Origin of the sequence: Algoriphagus confluentis (genome assembly GCF_036245625.1) — a bacterium.
Taxonomy (GTDB): Bacteria; Bacteroidota; Bacteroidia; order Cytophagales; family Cyclobacteriaceae; genus Algoriphagus; species Algoriphagus confluentis.
Map to the genome: position 1 here is coordinate 143712 of NZ_BTPD01000010.1, position 17218 is coordinate 160929.

The following is a 17218-nucleotide window of genomic DNA, read 5'->3' on the forward strand; positions in this document are numbered from 1 at the left end:
GATAAAAAAAAACCTTCCAATCTGGCCCTTTGCTAGAAGCTCACTGGAGCCTTTCTTGACGCTCAGTCCTCCCCGGCATTCCAATACGCCATCCGCTCCAATTTATCCACTTCGATGGAGTAGAAGCCGAACTCTTCCACGACTTTACCCTCGATCCTGTAGATCGCCCGGCCTTTGAAAGGATACTTTTTGACCACGGGAGGGAAGTGTACCGTGTCGATCCAGTCTCCATCCCGATCCAAAAAGGTACCGAAGTTCATTACATCTCCTTTGACTGTTCGGGTATATTTGACTGTGACGAGGTAGCCTAAGATCATTACATTTTTCCCTAAATACTGGGTCATTTCCCGGGCTTTGATCCCTTGGATACTTTGGTCTTTGACCAGGTGAAAAGGGGAGTCCAGCGGAAATTCCAAGATATCGATCTGATCCAAAATCTCCTGACGGATATCGGTCTCGTCCAGATCGGGCACTTCCGGGGGCTTTTTGCCAAAGCTAATCTCCCCGGTTCGGAATAGCTCATTGGTATGAACCAAGGTACTTCGTTTGTTTTGGAGAAAATGGGCCTCCCAGAGGAGTTCCTGTTTGGTCTTTCCTGTAAACCGGAAGCAAGTCATCCGAATCAGAATCAGCAGCTGCTCCAGGCCGATTTCCACACGGGACACAAAGTCCGCCAAACCCAGAAAAGGCCCATTTACTCTCCGCTCGGAAAGCAGCTTTTCCACCGCGGCTTTCTCCAGATATTTCATATGGATAAATCCCAGGAAAACGGTTTTTCCAGCGATTCGGGTCAGGTATTCACTCTCGTTCAAATGAGGAGCCTGGATGTCGGCTCCGTTCATCCGGAGCTCGTGGACGTAGAATTCGGTATGATAAAATCCCCCGAAATTATTGATCACCCCGACCATAAATTCCAGCGGGAAGTAGGCTTTCAGGTACAGACTCTGGTAGCTTTCCACGGCAAAGGAAGCCGAGTGTCCTTTGGCAAAGGAGTATCCTGCAAAGCTCTCGATCTGATGCCAGACTTCTTTGGCTACTTGATCTTCCCGCCCCAGCTTCTTGCAGTTGGCGAAAAACTTGTCCTTCACCCGCTGGAATTCGTCCTTGGACCTGGACTTTCCGCTCATGCCTCGTCTCAGTACATCTGCTTCGGCCAGACTCAATCCGGCAAAGTAGTGAGCGACCTTGATCACATCCTCCTGATAGACCATGATCCCGTAGGTCTCGGGCATGATGTCCCACATGACTGGATGGGCTTGTTTGCGACGCTCCTCGCTGATATGGCGCAGGATGTATTCCCGCATCATTCCGGACCGGGCCACTCCCGGACGGATAATAGAGCTGGCTGCGACCAGTTCCAGATAGGTATCGGCTTTCATCTTGGCCAAAAGCATCCGCATGGCGGGGGATTCCACATAGAAAGCTCCGATGGTATGCCCGGTGCGCAAATGCTCCTTGATTTTGGGATCCTTTTTGAATTTTTCTACTTCCCGGATATCTACTTTCACACCCTGGTTTTGGTAGATGATTTCCAAAGATGATTTGATGTGACCGAGTCCCCGCTGACTTAGGATGTCAAACTTGTGCAGCCCAATATCTTCTGCAATGTGCATGTCGATATGGGCCAGAGGAAAGCCCTTTGGAGGCATGTCCGTCGCGGTGTAGTAGTGGATGGGTTTGTGGGAAATCAGAATTCCGCAGGCATGGATGGTCAGATGCGAAGGCATGTCATGCAGCACCTGCGAGTACTTGATGATCAGTTTGCCAAACTGATCGGGTACGTAGCCTTCCTTATCAGCATGATGGATCAGAGACTCGATGTCGGTTTTGGGTAGACCAAATACTTTTCCCAATTCCCGCAGCATGGAGTTGTATTGAAAAGTGCTGTACGAACCCAATAGAGCCACATGCTCTTCTTGCTTTCCGTTGTATTTGCGGAAAATGTAATCCGTCACCTCATCCCGGTCGGTCCAGCTGAAGTCAATATCGAAGTCGGGGGGATTTTCCCGATAGAGATTGATAAAGCGCTCAAAATACAAGTCCAACTCGATCGGATCCACGTCCGTGATGCCCAGACAATAGGCCACAATACTGTTGGCACCCGATCCCCGGCCGACGTGGTAGAAGTTGCGCTGCTGGGCAAAGGTGATGATGTCGTAGTTGATCAGGAAGTAGGAGACAAAGCCCTTTTGCTGGATGAGCTCGAGCTCCTTGTCGATGCGTTTGGAAATTTCTGGCGAAAAATCCGGATAGCGATGCAGTGCACCTTTGTAAGTTTCCTGCCGGAGAAAGTCAAAATCTTCCCAGTCCGAACCCAGAATATCCCGTCGGTTTTTGACGGCTTGGAAGTAGAAGGAAAACTGGCATTGCTCCAGGAGCTTTTGGGCATTGACGAGTAGGTAGCTGTGACTTTCGCAGCGGGCGATCAGGTCCGCATAGGAGTAGAGCTGATCCGTAACATCTGCCTGCTCCTCAACGGGTAGCTTGCTCAGCAAAGTGTTTAGATCCATGCTGCGCAAAAGTCGATGCGCATTAAACTCAAGCTTGGAAGTAAAAGTAGCCGGCTGGAGCAGCACGAGCTTTTCCTTTCTGCGAAACCACGGCGAGGTCAGCAGCTTGTTGAGTTGGGCAGGATGTACGCCGATGTATTCATTTTCCCGTAGGGGAAAAGTCTTTTCCGAAAAAGGATAGATCACAAAGCTGTTTTCAAACTTGGGAGCCCGTGCTTTGAATTCCCGCTTGTGAACCAGGTGCTCGGAGAGGTGCTTGTTTAGCTCGAAAAAACCTTCCTGATTCCGAGCCAAGCCGATGTATTGCTGCTGGATACCATTGCGGAAGTCGATGCCGATGACGGGGTGGATACCGGATTTTTGGGCTTCCCGGATGAAGGGGAAAATCCCGGCAGTGCAGTTGATGTCTGTCAGGGCGAGGGCGTCGAGTCGTTTGCCCTTCGCCTCAGCGATCAGCGCTTCCACAGACATCGTCCCGTATTTGAAGCTGAAGTGAGAATGGCAGTTGATAAACATGTTTGAATTATGATTGGGTAAAACCTTTGAGGGTTTTGAAACCTCGAAGGTTTGGCATGGCCAAATCCGAGGAGTTGTGCTTGAACGAACTTTTCCAAAGTTCGAAACTTTGGAAAAGTTGATTCCAAGAGCATGTTTTGTCCTGCGTCTCGGGACGCTGGACATGCTTCAATGCCGCTTCTCCAGAAGCAGCATAGCGGCAACTTTTGGAAGCTGATTCTGATAAGCTAAATGTTAATTATTTTAACATTAATGTGTTTATAATGTAAACAAAAAGTATGTTCTCCATCCAAGAAAGTTGAGATTTTTGGAGAAAAATGTCGGGGTTATTTTTGAAGCGGCGACTAGGCTGAACAATTGCAAATCATCTAATTTTTCTAAAAAGCCTTGAAACTGAGGAGAAGCCTACTCAAAAGATTCAAGTAATAGTTTAATGTATTGGTTGGGCAGGGAATCCTTTTCCGATTTGTCATAAATCGTGAGCAAGTAGACACTGTCTTTCTTGATTGCAAAATGTGTGATTACTCTTCCTCCACCTGATTTCCCTTTTCCTTTACTTTTGATAGCCAAACGGATTTTATAGCAATTTTTAAAAAGTGGAGTGCCTTGATTGGGTTGCTGAGAAAGGCTTTTGGCCAGTTTGAGCATGTCATCTTTGAGGGAAGGATACTTTTTTGCCAGACGCTTTAATTCTTTTTCAAATTCAGGAAGAGTCTTGACATGATAGATCATAGTTCGGCCAATACATCCTGAACATTTCTGGCTTTGATTTTTCCTGACTCGACGTCTTTTAGTTCCTTGAATCCTTTTGCCACACTTTTAAGAATTCTAAGAGATTCGACGTCCATTTTTGAAGTACTAAATTTCACCTTCATGGCTTTCAAAACAGTAGTAATCGCTTTGAGCTGCTCTTGATCTTCTGGTTCGATTAGGATTGTTTTCATGGTTTATTTTACGGTAGGGGGCAATGGGTGTTTTTTTATTTTCAGACATAAGGTAAGAAAAAGATCAAATATTCATGAGACTCAAAATAGCATTACCACCTATTCAAATCCTGGAATGACTTGATCTTAATGTTTCTTTTTTGTATGAAAATCCCCAAACCAAAGCCCACCACAAAAATCGTCAGCGTGCCCATCACAATGGTCATATTCGTGTGAAGCGGATTGGCGAAGGTTTCGGGAAAGCCGTTTTTCACCCAAACCGTAGAAAGACTCATCCAGGCAATCACCAAAACGCCTAAAATCACAGCAATCAAGGCTTGTGGTTTTTGGGTTTTGGACAAAAGTCCCAAGAGGAAAAGTCCCAAAATCCCTCCGCTAAAGATAGAAGCCAAAGCCCACCAGGAATCCAAGGCACTTTCCACGCCATTGAAAGCAAAACCCACCAAAATGCTGAGTATTCCCATCCCCAATGAAGCCAGTCTCAAGACCAATAGAGAAGTCTTTTCCGAAGGCTTGGGATGGATGTACTTTTTGAAATGATCAGACAAAATCACCGTGGCAGAACTGTTCACACTGGTCGAGATCGTACTCATCCCCGCTGCAAAAATGGAGGCAATCAACAGCCCAGTGATTCCTACAGGCAGTTGGTTTACGATAAAGTGTGGGAAAACCTTGTCTCCGGCTATTCCTTTGGGCAAAAGTTCCGGTTGCGCTTGATAGAATCCAAAAAGCGCAGTTCCGATCATGAAGAAAATAAAGGAAACCGGCACATAGAGCAAACTTCCCAGCCAAGTGGATTTCTTGGCTTCCTGCTCGGTTTTGGCTGTGAGATAGCGCTGCACATAGCTCTGATCAATTCCGAAATTTTGCAGGTTGATAAATAGTCCATACACCAAAATCATCCAGAAGGTAGAGGTGGTGAAATCCAGTTCAAAACTCCCCAAACTGAACTTTTCCGATTCCTCGGCTATGCGAAACACTTCCGAACTTCCTCCGGGAATTTCCCAAAAGATCACCCCTAGACAAGCCAAAGCACCTCCAATTAGCACAATTCCCTGCACAGCGTCTGTCCAGACGACCGCCTCGATTCCTCCAAACATGGAATAGACAATCACACTGATTCCCGTAATCAGAATAATCGTCGGAATACTCCAACCCAACAATGCCTGGGCAGCCAAGGCCAAGAGGTACAATATGGCCCCCATTCGGGCGAGCTGGGTGAGAAGGTAGCAGGCCGAGGCATAGATTCTGGCCCAAGTGCCAAAACGCTCCTCGAGATAATAATAGGCGGATTCGCTGCCCAATTTCCGGTAAAGCGGGACAAAATACCGGACAGCAATCCAAGCTGCCAAAGGAATAGAGAGGCTAAATACAAATCCATTCCAATTGCCTGAATAGGCATTTCCAGGCAAGGCCAGAAAGCTGATGCTGCTGACAAAGGTGGCGAAAATCGACATCCCGATTGCCCAAGCAGGGAGCCTTCCACCTCCGGTGGTAAAATCTGAAGAGGATCTTTTTTTGAAGGAAAAAGAAACGCCAAAACCTACGATGGCGAGGAGGTAAACGAAAAAAACCAAAAGGTCTAAATCAGGCATAAGGATTTGTTTCGAGACTTAAGATGGGTTTAAAACTCGACTTACCCGGTTTTTGACCTCGAGAAAATTTTCTTTGAGCAAAGCCTTTTCCTCTTCAGAATAGGCAGTCAGGGGAGGTGCCAAAATCCCCTTGCATAGGCCTTCGAAACTCATGGCGGCTTTTAGTCCTTTCAAATAGCTGGATTTATAGCTGGCATTTTGATAGAGTTTTTCGCTGAGAAAAAGGATGGTTTCTTGGAGTTGGCCCAAGCGTGATTCGTCTCCCTGCTGAAAGGCTTCAAAAGCTTGGACATACAGTTTGGGAAAAAGATTGGCGCCTCCGGTGACTCCTCCATGACCGCCCATTTTCAGGGTGGAAGCAAGAATTTCCTCCGGGCCTACAAAAATCCGAAACTCAGGCATATCCTCGAATTTTTTGCACAGTTCCTGAAAATTGCCCAAATCCCCACTGCTGTCCTTGATTCCGATGATATTGGGATGAGAAGCCAGCACTTCCACTGTTTCAATGGCAATGCTGATTTTGGTGTGGGAAGGCATATTGTACAGCATCAGGGGAAGATTCACCGAGTCTGCCAATTGCAGGTAGTAGGCTTGAAGTTCTTCCTGCCCGATATTCATGTAGAAAGGTGGCGCTGCCACTAGGGCCGCAGCTCCTGAATCTTTGGCAATGCTGGCCAAATCCAAACTCTCCACCATGGAGCACCCGGTAATTCCCACCAAAACGGGAATTCTCCGGTTTACTTTTTTGCAGGTCAATCGAATCAAATCACTTTTTACATCCTGACTGATGCTGGCAAATTCACCGGTGGTACCCAGGATAAAGATCCCATGAACTCCGCCTTGCACCAGGTGTTCGATAAGTTTTTCAGTGTGTATCCCATCTAATGACCAATCCGGATTGAGGGGAGTAATGAGTGGTGGAATAATTCCAAAATAGGAAGCGCTGGATTTCATAGGCTGAAAAAAATGGTTAGAGGCTGAGGTGAACGTACTTGATCTTTTCCCGCTGATAAGTGTAGGAAATATGCACAGTACCGTCACTGGCTTGAATAATGGCAGGGTAGGAAAATTCTCCGCTGGGCTCATCTTCCAGCACCAAAAGCTCTTCCCAGTTTTTGCCATCAGTCGAGCCCAAGAGACTCAATTTATTTCTTCCTTTGGGAATTGGGTTACAAACCAGCAGATGGTATCCGTTTTTTAAGGTCACCGCGTCGATCCCGGAGCCGTTGTGGACCAAGCCGCTGGAACTCAATGCTGTCCAGCTTTTTCCATTATCCTCTGAAAAGGCCGTGGCGATGACTCCTTCTTGGGTTCGGGTCAGGACCTGAAGTTTTTCCCCTCCATGAAAAAGAATCGTGGGTTGGATCGCCTGAAAGGGGCCTGGCACTTCCACTTTCTTCCAGTTTTTCAAGTCCGCATTGGTAAATTCCATGTGGGTAGTCCAGATTTCGTTGGTTTCAAAGCTTGAAGGATGCAACAAGGTGCCGTCTGATAGAACAACAGATTTGTTTTTCACCGGGCCGAGGTAGCCGGGAGGGGTTTGGATGGCTTTGGACCAGGTTTTTCCCCCATCCGTGGAGGTTTTATAAAGCCCCCACCATTCCCTAGGATTGGGGCCTACTTTGTAGAAAAGGACAATTTCCCCATTGGTTTTTTGGTGCAAGACTGGGTTCCAAGTTGGATTTCGGAAGTCTTTGTTTTCAATTCCGTCTGCCGCTTCCCGTGGAGTGGACCAGGAACCGTTTTTCCTCAGGGAGGTGTAAATATTCACATCGGGATGCCGCTCATAGGTGCCTCCAAACCAAGCGGCCAAAATCCCATCAGGAGTTTCCAAAAGGGTTGAAGCATGGCAGGAAGGAAAAGGGGCTGTTTCGTAAATAAATCCAGAAGCAAGAATTTCAGGTTTTGGTTTTTCTTCGAAAACCAGCAGACTCAAAAGTCCGAAAAATGAAATCAGGGAGTACATAGGCTTGGGTTAGTTTGGGTAGCAAAATGGAATTGAACCTAACAAAAAAGCCGGACATTTTTTGAAAACTGTCCGGCTCTGACCTGAGCTTTTCTTGAAGATTTAGAATTTTGGATTACTATTCGCGTACACGGTTTAGCTTGGTCAATGGGTTGATCCCCATTTTAATCTTGTTTTTCTTTTCCTCCCAGTAGAAGAAAGTCTGAAATGACCACCTCGGAGATGTACTTTTTGTCCCCGTTTTTGTCCGTGTAGGAACGATTGGAGAGTTTGCCTTCGATGGCTACTTCTGAGCCTTTGTCCGTGTATTTTTCAAGAGTTTCAGCTTGCTTTCCCCAGACCACCAGATTAGTCCAGGTGGTATCCGTGATTTTTTCTCCCTGAGCATTCCGATAGACCTCTTGAGTAGCGATGCTTACCCGGCCTACTATTTTTCCGGATTCCAAGGTTTTGATTTCGACTTTGTCGCCCAAGCGACCGATGAGTTGAACTTTGTTTCTTAGCGCGTTCATGATGTTGAATAGTTAGATGTGAAAGATTTGTTTTGCGTTTTCGCCAGAGGAAAACTGATGGGTCAAAATTGGGGAGAGATCCAGGGACTAGTCGGTAGTTAAGCAGTTGTATTCGATTGTAGTCGTTTGTTGTCGGATAATCTCCGTTTTTTAGCCCTCAGGGCATTTTTTTTAAAACAGGAAAAAAGTCTAAGCATTCATCTCCATCATTTTCCTAAAACTTGACTGGTGGTTTTTACCCTCCTTTTCTTTTTCGGATATTGGTTTTCCATCCAATCTCCCTCTTTCATGAAGACGCTACTCGCCTGTATTTTCGCCACTCTTTGCTGGGTTTCCTGCACTTCCCCCGATCCCCAGGTCGGGAAAACGGAAATCACCAAGTGGTATGGAGACAAAACCGGGGCGGTTTCCATCACTTTTGATGACGGAATTATCAACCAACTGACGATTGCCAAGCCAATATTGGACAGCCTTGATCTTTTGGCTACTTTTTACATCATTACCGGAAAAGTAGAAGGATCGGGCAAGGGAAAATTCATCGGAAGAGATCCGGCTGAGATCATCAAAGAGACAGCGACCATCCCGACTGATTCCAGCAATTTTTTTGAAAGAGCATCATTGATTGCATTTACCGGTACAAGTGAGGCCGAAGATTACCACGCCCGGGCAGGCTCTCTTTTTGAACAGGGAAGGGTGGACCAAGCCTATGCCCTGATTGATGAAGGCTATGAGAAAATCCGGAAAGGAACCATCCAGGATACCGATGATGTGGTTTTTCACAACAATGTGGAAGACACCACCACCTGGGCGCAATACAAGTCCTACTCAGATCAAGGTCATGAAATAGCTTCCCATACGGTAACTCATCCCCGGCTTGCTGTTTTGGATGAAGCCAATATGCTTTATGAACTTGAACAGAGCAAAGCGGATTTATTGAAATTCATAGGTCCTGAGTCAGTATTCACAGCGGAAGGGCCCTACGGAACAGAAAATGAAAGGGTCATGGAATATGCTCACACAATATATCCAGCTCTCCGAAATCGCATGCCGGAAGAATGGCTGGAAGAAATCAACCGGGGCAGCCAAATGACTCCCGGACAATCTGAAAAAGAGTATGTTCAATGGCAAAGAGGACCGCTTACCCGTACTGATGTAGCCCAGATGAAAAGTTGGGTTGACACACTCATGAATCACGACCACACTTGGCTGGTTTTGGTGTATCATGGTGTGGGGAATCTGGGTTGGGAACCCAAAACCCGTCAGGAATTGGTCGAGTACTTCTCCTATATCAAGGCAAAAGAAGATCAGGTTTGGGTAGCGCCTTTTCGGGAGGTAACCCAATATCTCAGAGAGAGGAAAGCCACTCAGGTGACTACAGAAGTCCATGCTGAGAGGATTTCGATCAGTCTCAGTTCAATTTTGGATCCACAGATCTATCGGGTTCCCTTGACTCTTAAAACCTACATTCCTTCGGATTGGAAAAAAGTGCAAGGAACTCAAGGGAAGAACAAGCTGGATTTGGTCTTTGGAAATGATGAGAAGGGTGATTTTGTAGTTTATGATGTGCCTCTTTCTCAAAGAGAAGTGGTATTGGAGCAGGCAAACTGATCTGATTCAATCTCCATATTGATCATTCTTTATAAGTTTTACTCACAAACTCCAGAAAAATCCTCCAATCCTCCCAAGTCAGGTCGTGCTTGCCTTCCCGGATATGGTAGCCCACGGATTCAAGGTGAACAGGCCCGCTCAAGGCTTCAAACTCCTGTTCAAAAACCGCCTTTTTCCCATAAATCTCCGAAAACACCCGGCTGCCTAGACTTAGTCCCAGATATTCCCCTTTTGGATCCGCCCAACGATCTTCTCTCGCACTGGAATAGTAAACTGCCCTCGGAGCAATCAATCCGGGCAGCATGTGCTGATCCAAAGGAAGAGCTTCTTCCCGCTCATTGTATTTTCGGAAGTTGTCTGCAAACCAATAGGGAAAACGCCGATTGATGGCTTCGACAGTTTCTCCGTACTTCCTTCGGGAAATAGCCGCACCTCCGCAACCTGACTCATTGGCATAGGTGATGGCCCATCGGGGATCATTGGCGGAAGTCCATAGAGCGGTTTTGCCGGTTCGGGAGTGGCCCACCAAAACCGATTTTTTGCTGTCAATTTGAGGATGCTGCTCAAAATAATCCATGGCACGCATGGCAGCCCAGCCCCAAGCACCGAAGGCTTTGAGGCCATTCGGCTGACCGATTTGCTCAGGATAAAGGGTGGAAATGATGCCTTGTTGATAGGATTCTGTTAAATCAGGAGCCACGGTTTCTGCATGAAAGGATGCCGTGGCAAAACCTCTTTCAATCAGTTTTTTCACCGGCCAAAAAGACTCATCTACCAACTTGCCATCGGGATATTTTGGAAGGTAATTGATCAGTAGAATTACAGGAAATGGGCCTTTACCTGACTTGGGAAGAAATAGATTGACTCGCATGGTATGGTATTTACCATTTCTTCGGACGGTAATGTTGATTTCTTCCAAATCTGCTGATTCCGGGTAGGGGTTTAGACTCTCTTTGACTTTTTCAAAATTCATGGAGTCAAAATCCTTGGGAATTTTTCCATACACCTCTGACTCAAAAAGCTGGAATATCTCTGGCCTTCGGACTTTTTCCCACTCTTCTATTGTTCGAATCCATTTTCCTTTTTCACTCAGAAAAATATCCGGAAGGACCACAGCAGGTACTTTGCTTTCTTCGTAATTGGGTTCTTGTTGGGCCATAGCAGTCAGGCTGGTCAGGGTGAAAATCCAAATCCAAACACTTCTCATAATCAATTGCCGGAAGCTATGGGTGAGACAAAGGGCTCGAAAGGATAAGTCCTAGGAAGGACGTCAATTCCGGTAGTAACTTTGAGCGGATTTTCTCCTCCGTACGTCAATTCCACAAAATAACCTCGATACCCTGACTCCGGTGTGTTCATATTCACGGTCAATTCTCCCGAATCAGGAACAGCAATGTCCTCGGATGTCCAATTGGGACCAAAGACATCGATCCGGAAATCCCTAGCCATTGGGTTCAGTGCCGACCAGAGTTTGATTGCAGCGGGTTTATTGGCTGGATCAAAAGTGACTTTGATCTGATCTCCCTCAATTTTCCAGGAGTAGTTCGGTCTTTGGGCTTTTTTCAGGATGGAATTGTAAAATGAAATCAGATTGGGCAAGGCGTCCGATTCTCCCACATCGTGCCCAAAGTTGGGAACATACATCACGTGCTTTTCTCCGGGTAGGCTATCCCAATAAAACTTCCAGCTGTCCGGCTGAAAAAACTCATCACCTGCCGCATTGATCAGCAACTTGGGCATGTCATAATTTTTGCGGAAAGAATACGGCTCGGTGATTTCCAGCATCCGGTCAAATTCCGGAGTTCCCACCCAGTTCATCACGCCTTCCCGGACATAATCTCCCACAGCAGGTGCCCAAAAGCCGTAATTTCTCCAATGGTGTTCAAAAGAAGGAACCAAGTTGAGCAAGTCGATCACCACCGGAGCTATGGCAATCACCCGATCGTCTGTAGCAGCGGTGGTCCAGGTGGTCCATCCTCTTTTGGAAGCTCCTCCGACCATAAAGGAGTCGATGGGCTTTTGGTAATTCTTTTGAACTACCTCTGAGACGGCATCCATGGCAAGCTTGGCAGCCTTGGTCATGGGGAATCGGGCCAGCCAGATGGCATCTTCGTCTTTGGCCCCACCTTCCAGGAATTTTCTCCAGCCATAGGAAATGATCTCGTCCTCATAGCGCTCTCCAAAGGTGTCATTGGCAAACGTGATCGGCTGAAAGGGGACATTGTGGATTTGGGCGACCACCGAATTGGTACTTGTGGCAGCGGCTAAAATCAACTCATTGGGTTCCTCGGGCATTTTGGAGTTGGTGCTGCCCCCGCCGATCCAGAGCATGCCTGTGCTGTAGGGAGTGTCTTTGGGAATTACCATAGACACCCAATGCCACCATTCGGTTTGGTCCACGATATCGGGGGTCAGCCAATGCTGGGAGTACATCTTTAGCACATGGTAGTCAAATTGCTCTCCTGGTACAGAATGGATGATTTCGTAGCGAAAAGTCGAGTCCTCTGCCTGAACATAGTCTTGGAGAAGGGTTAAGGATCTGGGAGGGGTTTCAGGAAATTCTTCGGATTTTTTACAGGAAAAAGTCAGGCATAGCCCTAAGGCAAAGAGCATTGCTTGGCTTTTGGTCAGAATTAGATTTTTCATCTGGGAAGGTTTTTGGGTTAATATTTTTGAAAGGAAGATTTACACATGGGAAGAAAAACACCTGTGGAATGATCCTGATGGTTATTTTTCAAACTCCACAATGAATTCAGAAAGGTATGTTCCCAAGTCCGAGTACTTGAAAAAGAGTCTGGCACGTTTTCCCAGTTTAAGGCTGGTATTTTTCTCAGCAATGTCTTCAGCAGTATTGAGAGGCTGAAGAGAAGGATACCAAAGTACATGTCCTGGCTTTTGGACTAACAGCTGAGGGCTGGTCCAGGCTTGGGAGTTGCTTCCTTCACCCAAATCCCGGTGTGGGTTGAAAGAAATGTAGAGTTTGTCCCCTATCCAAGATTGGCCCTCCACATGGCCCATCAGCATCACCCAGCACTCTAGGTAGGTATTCCAGCTCACCGATGGTCCCCAATGAAATCCACCTTGAGGAGAAGAAGCCGGTCCTCCTCCTTTTTCTTTTGGAATTTGGAGGGAAGAGATAGGGCTTCCTATGCCATCCCAATCTGCCGAAAAACCCTTTCCATCCCAGCGTTTGGCCTTGCCTTGGGGATTCTCTAGATCTGAGATTTTGATCCTGGCCACGCTGATACATTGGCCAGAAGCTTCTGTAACTGGTGAATAGGTGCTCGCTTGGTATACACCTGGATAGCCATATTCTCCATAGAAAAGATAAAGGTAGTCGCCCACTGCTACTGCACTGGGATCTCCTACTCCTCCTGCGAAGGTCTTGGAGATGTTATGTGGCTTTAGGATCATTCTTGGCTGCTTATCTTCCAGAAACAGCCCCTTGTTTTCCCAATTCCAGCCTCCGTCGGTAGATTTCATTACGCCGATTCTCGGGACAGCAGCCGGAGTGATTCGATCGGTAAGACCCAAAGGCCAATTTTCATTGATATAGCCTTCTCCAGTATCCGGATTGAAGGGGAGGGTTTCGGGATAGTTTTCGTTGTGGTAAATGGCAAAAAGGGTACGACCGGAAGGGTCCCGGGTATCCTGGTAGACCGTCTCAAACCAAACCGCCCCATGAAGCCCGGGTTGACCTACCGGGGCATTTTTTGGCAAGGTAGGGGCAATGTATTTTTCTGCAGGCGTACTGAATACCTCATCGGCATTGGCACCTGAGGCAAATTTCAAATCCTCTGCAAATCCCCAAACTGGGTCCTCTCCATATTTGCCCGGAAAAATCCTCAATGTATCACCCACCCAAGCTTCCGCCATGTTGCAATCTACAAAATTGTTGAAGTGGAAAGTATCCGTCGGGACCAGTCGGAAGGAGGGGAGGGTAAAGTCAGGGACATCGGCTGTTTTTTCCTGAGTTTTGGGGGCGCAGGCGAAAAAAGCCAAGCAGAAGACGAGCATTTGAGCCCGAATTGGGAGAAAAGTATTTTTAGGGGCCATATTTACACTTAGATTTGAAATTGATTCAATCTAATAATTTCAAGAGACAGAACCACCTCTTTTCGCTAAGCTTTATGTATACCCTAATTTCGATCCCAAATCGGCACCGTTTATCTTTTGTATTCTTGTTTCTGTTTTGGGGGACTGTTCAGGCTCAAGTGCTTACCTCTCCAAGCCAAACGCTGGAAATGAAGTTTTCGCTTTCCGATCGGGGAGAACCTGTGTATCAGGTTAATCTGAATTCCCTTCCGGTAATCCTCCCCAGCACTATGGGATTTGACCTGAAAGAGGATGAAGTGGATCTTTTGAACGGATTCGAAATTACCCAAACCGAAACTGGCACTTTTGATGAAACTTGGACTCCGGTGTGGGGTGAGGAAAGCCAAATCCGAAACCATTACAATGAGCTGATGGTGGAATTGACCCAAGCAGCTACTGGCCGCAAAATGGTCATTCGTTTCCGGGCATTCGACGAAGGTTTGGGCTTTCGTTATGAGTTTCCTTTGCAGGAAAAGATGGGGTATTTCGTGATTTCAGAGGAAAAGACCCAGTTTGCGATGACTGGAGATCATACCGCCTTTTGGGTTCCTGGGGATTACGACACGCAAGAATATGACTTTACCGAATCAAAGCTATCTGAAATCCGTGGCCTGATGAAAACGGCCATCACGCCCAATGCTTCTCAGACGCCTTTTTCGGATACAGGTGTTCAAACTTCCCTGATGATGAAGTCGGCAGATGGACTTTACATCAACTTGCATGAGGCGGCTTTGATCGATTATCCGGCCATGCACTTGGAGCTGGATGACGAGCGGATGATTTTTACTTCCCATCTCACCCCGGATGCGATCGGAGACAAAGGATACCTCTATACGCCGGCCCAGACTCCCTGGAGAACGATCATCGTCGGCAAAAAGGCGGGGGATATTTTGGCTTCGAGAATTACTTACAACCTCAATGAACCCTCAAAAATCGAAGATACTTCCTGGATCAAACCCATGAAATATGTCGGGGTTTGGTGGGAAATGATCACCGGAAAAAGCTCCTGGTCCTACACCAACGACTACAAAGCCATCAAACTGGGGGAGACGGATTACTCAAAAGCTACACCGAATGGTACCCATGGCGCGACTACTGAGAATGTGAAAAAATACATCGACTTCGCCGCTAAGCATGGCTTTGACGGGGTATTGGTCGAAGGCTGGAATGTAGGCTGGGAGGATTGGTTTGGCAATTCCAAAGACTACGTGTTCGATTTTGTCACTCCATATCCGGATTTTGACCTGAAGGGGATTTCTACTTACGCCAAAGAAAAAGGCGTGCAAATGATCATGCACCACGAGACTTCTTCCTCGGCTCGCAACTACGAACGGCACATGGATGAGGCCTACCAGTTGATGAAAGACTATGGCTATCCTGCTGTGAAAAGCGGCTACGTAGGAGATATGCTCCCCCGGGGAGAATACCACTACAGTCAGTGGCTGGTCAATCACTACCAATACGCCATCGAAAAAGCGGCCGAATACCAAATCATGGTCAATGCCCACGAAGCGGTTCGTCCGACCGGAGTGGCTAGAACCTGGCCCAATCTGATCGCCAATGAATCGGCAAGAGGAACGGAATATCAGGCCTTCGGAGGAAACAAAGCCAATCACGTGACGATTTTGCCCTTCACCCGGCAGATTGGCGGACCGATGGATTACACGCCGGGAGTTTTTGAGATGGACGTATTCAACGGTTCCCATGTCAATAGCACCCTCGCCAATCAATTGGCGCTTTATGTGACCATGTATTCCCCGCTACAGATGGCGGCAGACTTTCCTGAGAATTATGATCGATTCCCGGATGCTTTCCAGTTTATTAAGGATGTGGCCTTGGATTGGGAAAAGAGCCTGTATTTGGAAGCTGAACCAGGTTACTATTTGACTATCGCCAGAAAGGCAAAGGGAACAGGAGAATGGTTTGTGGGGAATGTCAATGGATTGGATGGACGAATCGGAGAAATCAAGTTTGACTTTTTGGATCCGCAAAAGACCTATTTAGCGGAGATCTATGCAGACAAGGCTGATGCCCACTTCAAAACCAATCCTCAGGCCTATGAAATCAGAAAAGTGTCCGTCAACTCAAAATCAGTGTTGAAAGAGTATTCCGCACCGGGAGGAGGTTATGCCATCCGAATCCGCGAGGCAAGCAAGGAGGAATTGAAGGGGCTTAAGAAATTGTAAAAATGAAAAAGCGGCTTTTTTGCCGCTTTTTTCAATTTCTCCATTGGATGGGTTTAAACACGATCTGCCGGTAATTATCCCGCTCATAAATAATTCCGAGGGTGTTTTCATCCAATTTGACCAAGTCCGAATAGGCCGTCCAAGGGAGTTTTTTTGGATCTGAAGTAAAGTCAACCGGGATCACATGGTCCCAAGTCTTTCCCGAGTCGTAGCTGATCTTGATGGTAAGGTAGTTTCGGTCTTTTTCGTCAGCATTATTGGAGTGGGCGAGGATGGTCTTTCCTTCTTTTTCTCCCAAATCCAAAATAGATCCCTGACAAACCGGATCGGGCAGTTGCTCCTCAAAATACTGTTCCTCCCAAGTTTGTCCCCCATCAGAGGAGTAAGAAATAATACGCTGACGGATATCTCCTTTTTGATTTCTCGAACTCAGAATCATCCTTCCGTCCGAGAGTTCAGCGGCTATGGATTCATTGGAACCGCCAAATTCCAAGGATTCAGAAATCCCATAGGTTTTTCCTCGATCATCGGTAAAAAATCCATGGGCTTGGTAGTCCGACCAATCCTCTTTTGGTCCACCTTGAGAGTGGTTGGCAGCTACATAAATCCGCCCTTTGTAAGGGCCATTTTGGAATTGAAATGCATGACCGGGAGTGTTCGCATAGTGTCTCCAGTCTTCTGGGAAGGTGTATTCGGTATTGAATTCCGGAAAATCAGGCCGATGAACCTGCAACGTGATGTTTTCAGGCTCGGTCCAGGTTTTTCCCAAGTCATAAGACTTGATTAGCCAAACCTCCCGGACTCCTTTTTTGATCCGCACATCGTATTCATGATTGTTTCCGGTGTTGTAAAAAAGAAAAATCACTCCCAGCGGGTATTCAGGGTCCTGGAGATCCACCACAGGGGCCGGGTTGCCAGCCTGCAGGCTGTCGTAGTCTACCAAAGTCTTCAGTGGGGACCAGGTGTGCCCCCCGTCATGACTTTTTTTCATCACAAGATTGATATCTCCAAAGTCATCGCTGCCGTTGACCCGGCCCTCCGCAAAGGCAAACAGATCTCCGTTGGGAAGGGAAATAATCGCCGGAATTCTGTAAATGGCATGACCTTCCTGTCCTCCTTCAAACACTGGCGTTTCCTGGGCTTGGAGATTTTGCTTCAGAAATAGGCAGAGCCAGATTAGGCATAATGATTTCATCAATAGGCTATTTTGGGTGATCCAAAGAAAGCAAAAAATCAGAAATATGGCCTTCCATTCAAATTATTGTCTTTTTTTCCTTGGATCTCGG

The 17218-nt window shown here is 46.9% G+C and carries 14 protein-coding genes; 3 read left to right on the forward strand and 11 right to left on the reverse strand.

Features of this window, described 5'->3' with window-relative positions:
* Positions 1–62: 62 nt before the first annotated feature.
* On the reverse strand, positions 63–3026 hold the full coding sequence (locus AAA943_RS15980) for a DNA polymerase III subunit alpha (protein WP_338225278.1): 2964 nt from the start codon (positions 3024–3026) through the stop codon (positions 63–65).
* 76 nt (positions 3027–3102) lie between these two features.
* Here AAA943_RS15980 and AAA943_RS15985 point away from each other — a divergent pair, with 76 nt between their 5' ends.
* Positions 3103–3243, forward strand: a complete 141-nt coding sequence (locus tag AAA943_RS15985) for a hypothetical protein (protein WP_338225279.1) — start codon at positions 3103–3105, stop codon at positions 3241–3243.
* 188 nt (positions 3244–3431) lie between these two features.
* Here the strand turns inward: AAA943_RS15985 and AAA943_RS15990 are convergent, their stop codons facing one another.
* From AAA943_RS15990 to AAA943_RS16015, 6 genes are all read right to left on the reverse strand, one after another.
* On the reverse strand, positions 3432–3758 hold the full coding sequence (locus tag AAA943_RS15990; protein ID WP_338225280.1) for a hypothetical protein: 327 nt from the start codon (positions 3756–3758) through the stop codon (positions 3432–3434).
* Complete coding sequence (locus AAA943_RS15995; protein ID WP_338225281.1) at positions 3755–3970, reverse strand: DUF2683 family protein; 216 nt, start codon at positions 3968–3970, stop codon at positions 3755–3757. Before AAA943_RS15995 ends, AAA943_RS15990 begins: the two co-directional genes overlap by 4 nt.
* A gap of 92 nt (positions 3971–4062) precedes the next feature.
* The gene (locus AAA943_RS16000; protein ID WP_420915613.1) at positions 4063–5565 is read right to left on the reverse strand and encodes a sodium:solute symporter family protein; all 1503 of its coding nucleotides are present in this window, start codon (positions 5563–5565) and stop codon (positions 4063–4065) included.
* An 18-nt stretch (positions 5566–5583) separates the two neighbouring features.
* Positions 5584–6519: a dihydrodipicolinate synthase family protein gene (locus AAA943_RS16005; RefSeq protein ID WP_338225282.1), complete on the reverse strand. Its 936-nt coding sequence runs from the start codon at positions 6517–6519 to the stop codon at positions 5584–5586.
* 16 nt (positions 6520–6535) lie between these two features.
* On the reverse strand, positions 6536–7531 hold the full coding sequence (locus AAA943_RS16010; RefSeq protein WP_338225283.1) for a sialidase family protein: 996 nt from the start codon (positions 7529–7531) through the stop codon (positions 6536–6538).
* Between the two features lie 164 nt (positions 7532–7695).
* A complete protein-coding gene (locus AAA943_RS16015) occupies positions 7696–8043 on the reverse strand; it encodes a single-stranded DNA-binding protein (protein WP_338225284.1) in 348 nt (115 codons plus the stop codon).
* A 288-nt stretch (positions 8044–8331) separates the two neighbouring features.
* Here AAA943_RS16015 and AAA943_RS16020 point away from each other — a divergent pair, with 288 nt between their 5' ends.
* Complete coding sequence (locus AAA943_RS16020; protein WP_338225285.1) at positions 8332–9651, forward strand: polysaccharide deacetylase family protein; 1320 nt, start codon at positions 8332–8334, stop codon at positions 9649–9651.
* Positions 9652–9673: 22 nt separating this feature from the next.
* On the opposite strand, the gene AAA943_RS16025 is transcribed toward AAA943_RS16020, so the two are convergent.
* The 3 genes from AAA943_RS16025 to AAA943_RS16035 all read right to left on the reverse strand — a co-directional run bounded on the left by AAA943_RS16025 (position 9674) and on the right by AAA943_RS16035 (position 13707).
* Entirely contained in the window at positions 9674–10858 is a 1185-nt protein-coding gene (locus AAA943_RS16025) for a glucuronyl esterase domain-containing protein (protein ID WP_338225286.1), read from the reverse strand.
* Between the two features lie 2 nt (positions 10859–10860).
* The gene (locus tag AAA943_RS16030; protein WP_338225287.1) at positions 10861–12297 is read right to left on the reverse strand and encodes a PhoPQ-activated pathogenicity-related family protein; all 1437 of its coding nucleotides are present in this window, start codon (positions 12295–12297) and stop codon (positions 10861–10863) included.
* Between the two features lie 81 nt (positions 12298–12378).
* A complete protein-coding gene (locus AAA943_RS16035; RefSeq protein WP_338225289.1) occupies positions 12379–13707 on the reverse strand; it encodes a hypothetical protein in 1329 nt (442 codons plus the stop codon).
* A gap of 74 nt (positions 13708–13781) precedes the next feature.
* On the opposite strand from AAA943_RS16035, the gene AAA943_RS16040 reads away from it, so the two are divergent.
* A complete protein-coding gene (locus AAA943_RS16040) occupies positions 13782–15932 on the forward strand; it encodes a glycoside hydrolase family 97 protein (protein ID WP_338225290.1) in 2151 nt (716 codons plus the stop codon).
* Positions 15933–15963: 31 nt separating this feature from the next.
* Here the strand turns inward: AAA943_RS16040 and AAA943_RS16045 are convergent, their stop codons facing one another.
* Positions 15964–17127 (reverse strand): sialidase family protein, encoded by a 1164-nt coding sequence (locus tag AAA943_RS16045; protein ID WP_338225291.1) that lies wholly within the window; start codon positions 17125–17127, stop codon positions 15964–15966.
* Positions 17128–17218 lie beyond the last annotated feature (91 nt).

What these genes read in the sequence shown, in the direction of transcription:
- AAA943_RS15980 (WP_338225278.1), bottom strand. Translation starts at nt 3,026, where the DNA reads ATGTTTATCAACTGCCATTCTCACTTCAGCTTCAAATACGGGACGATG.
- AAA943_RS15990 (WP_338225280.1), bottom strand. Translation starts at nt 3,758, where the DNA reads ATGATCTATCATGTCAAGACTCTTCCTGAATTTGAAAAAGAATTAAAG.
- AAA943_RS15995 (WP_338225281.1), bottom strand. Translation starts at nt 3,970, where the DNA reads ATGAAAACAATCCTAATCGAACCAGAAGATCAAGAGCAGCTCAAAGCG.
- AAA943_RS16000 (WP_420915613.1), bottom strand. Translation starts at nt 5,565, where the DNA reads ATGCCTGATTTAGACCTTTTGGTTTTTTTCGTTTACCTCCTCGCCATC.
- AAA943_RS16005 (WP_338225282.1), bottom strand. Translation starts at nt 6,519, where the DNA reads ATGAAATCCAGCGCTTCCTATTTTGGAATTATTCCACCACTCATTACT.
- AAA943_RS16010 (WP_338225283.1), bottom strand. Translation starts at nt 7,531, where the DNA reads ATGTACTCCCTGATTTCATTTTTCGGACTTTTGAGTCTGCTGGTTTTC.
- AAA943_RS16015 (WP_338225284.1), bottom strand. Translation starts at nt 8,043, where the DNA reads ATGAACGCGCTAAGAAACAAAGTTCAACTCATCGGTCGCTTGGGCGAC.
- AAA943_RS16020 (WP_338225285.1), top strand. Translation starts at nt 8,332, where the DNA reads ATGAAGACGCTACTCGCCTGTATTTTCGCCACTCTTTGCTGGGTTTCC.
- AAA943_RS16025 (WP_338225286.1), bottom strand. Translation starts at nt 10,858, where the DNA reads ATGAGAAGTGTTTGGATTTGGATTTTCACCCTGACCAGCCTGACTGCT.
- AAA943_RS16030 (WP_338225287.1), bottom strand. Translation starts at nt 12,297, where the DNA reads ATGAAAAATCTAATTCTGACCAAAAGCCAAGCAATGCTCTTTGCCTTA.
- AAA943_RS16035 (WP_338225289.1), bottom strand. Translation starts at nt 13,707, where the DNA reads ATGGCCCCTAAAAATACTTTTCTCCCAATTCGGGCTCAAATGCTCGTC.
- AAA943_RS16040 (WP_338225290.1), top strand. Translation starts at nt 13,782, where the DNA reads ATGTATACCCTAATTTCGATCCCAAATCGGCACCGTTTATCTTTTGTA.
- AAA943_RS16045 (WP_338225291.1), bottom strand. Translation starts at nt 17,127, where the DNA reads ATGAAATCATTATGCCTAATCTGGCTCTGCCTATTTCTGAAGCAAAAT.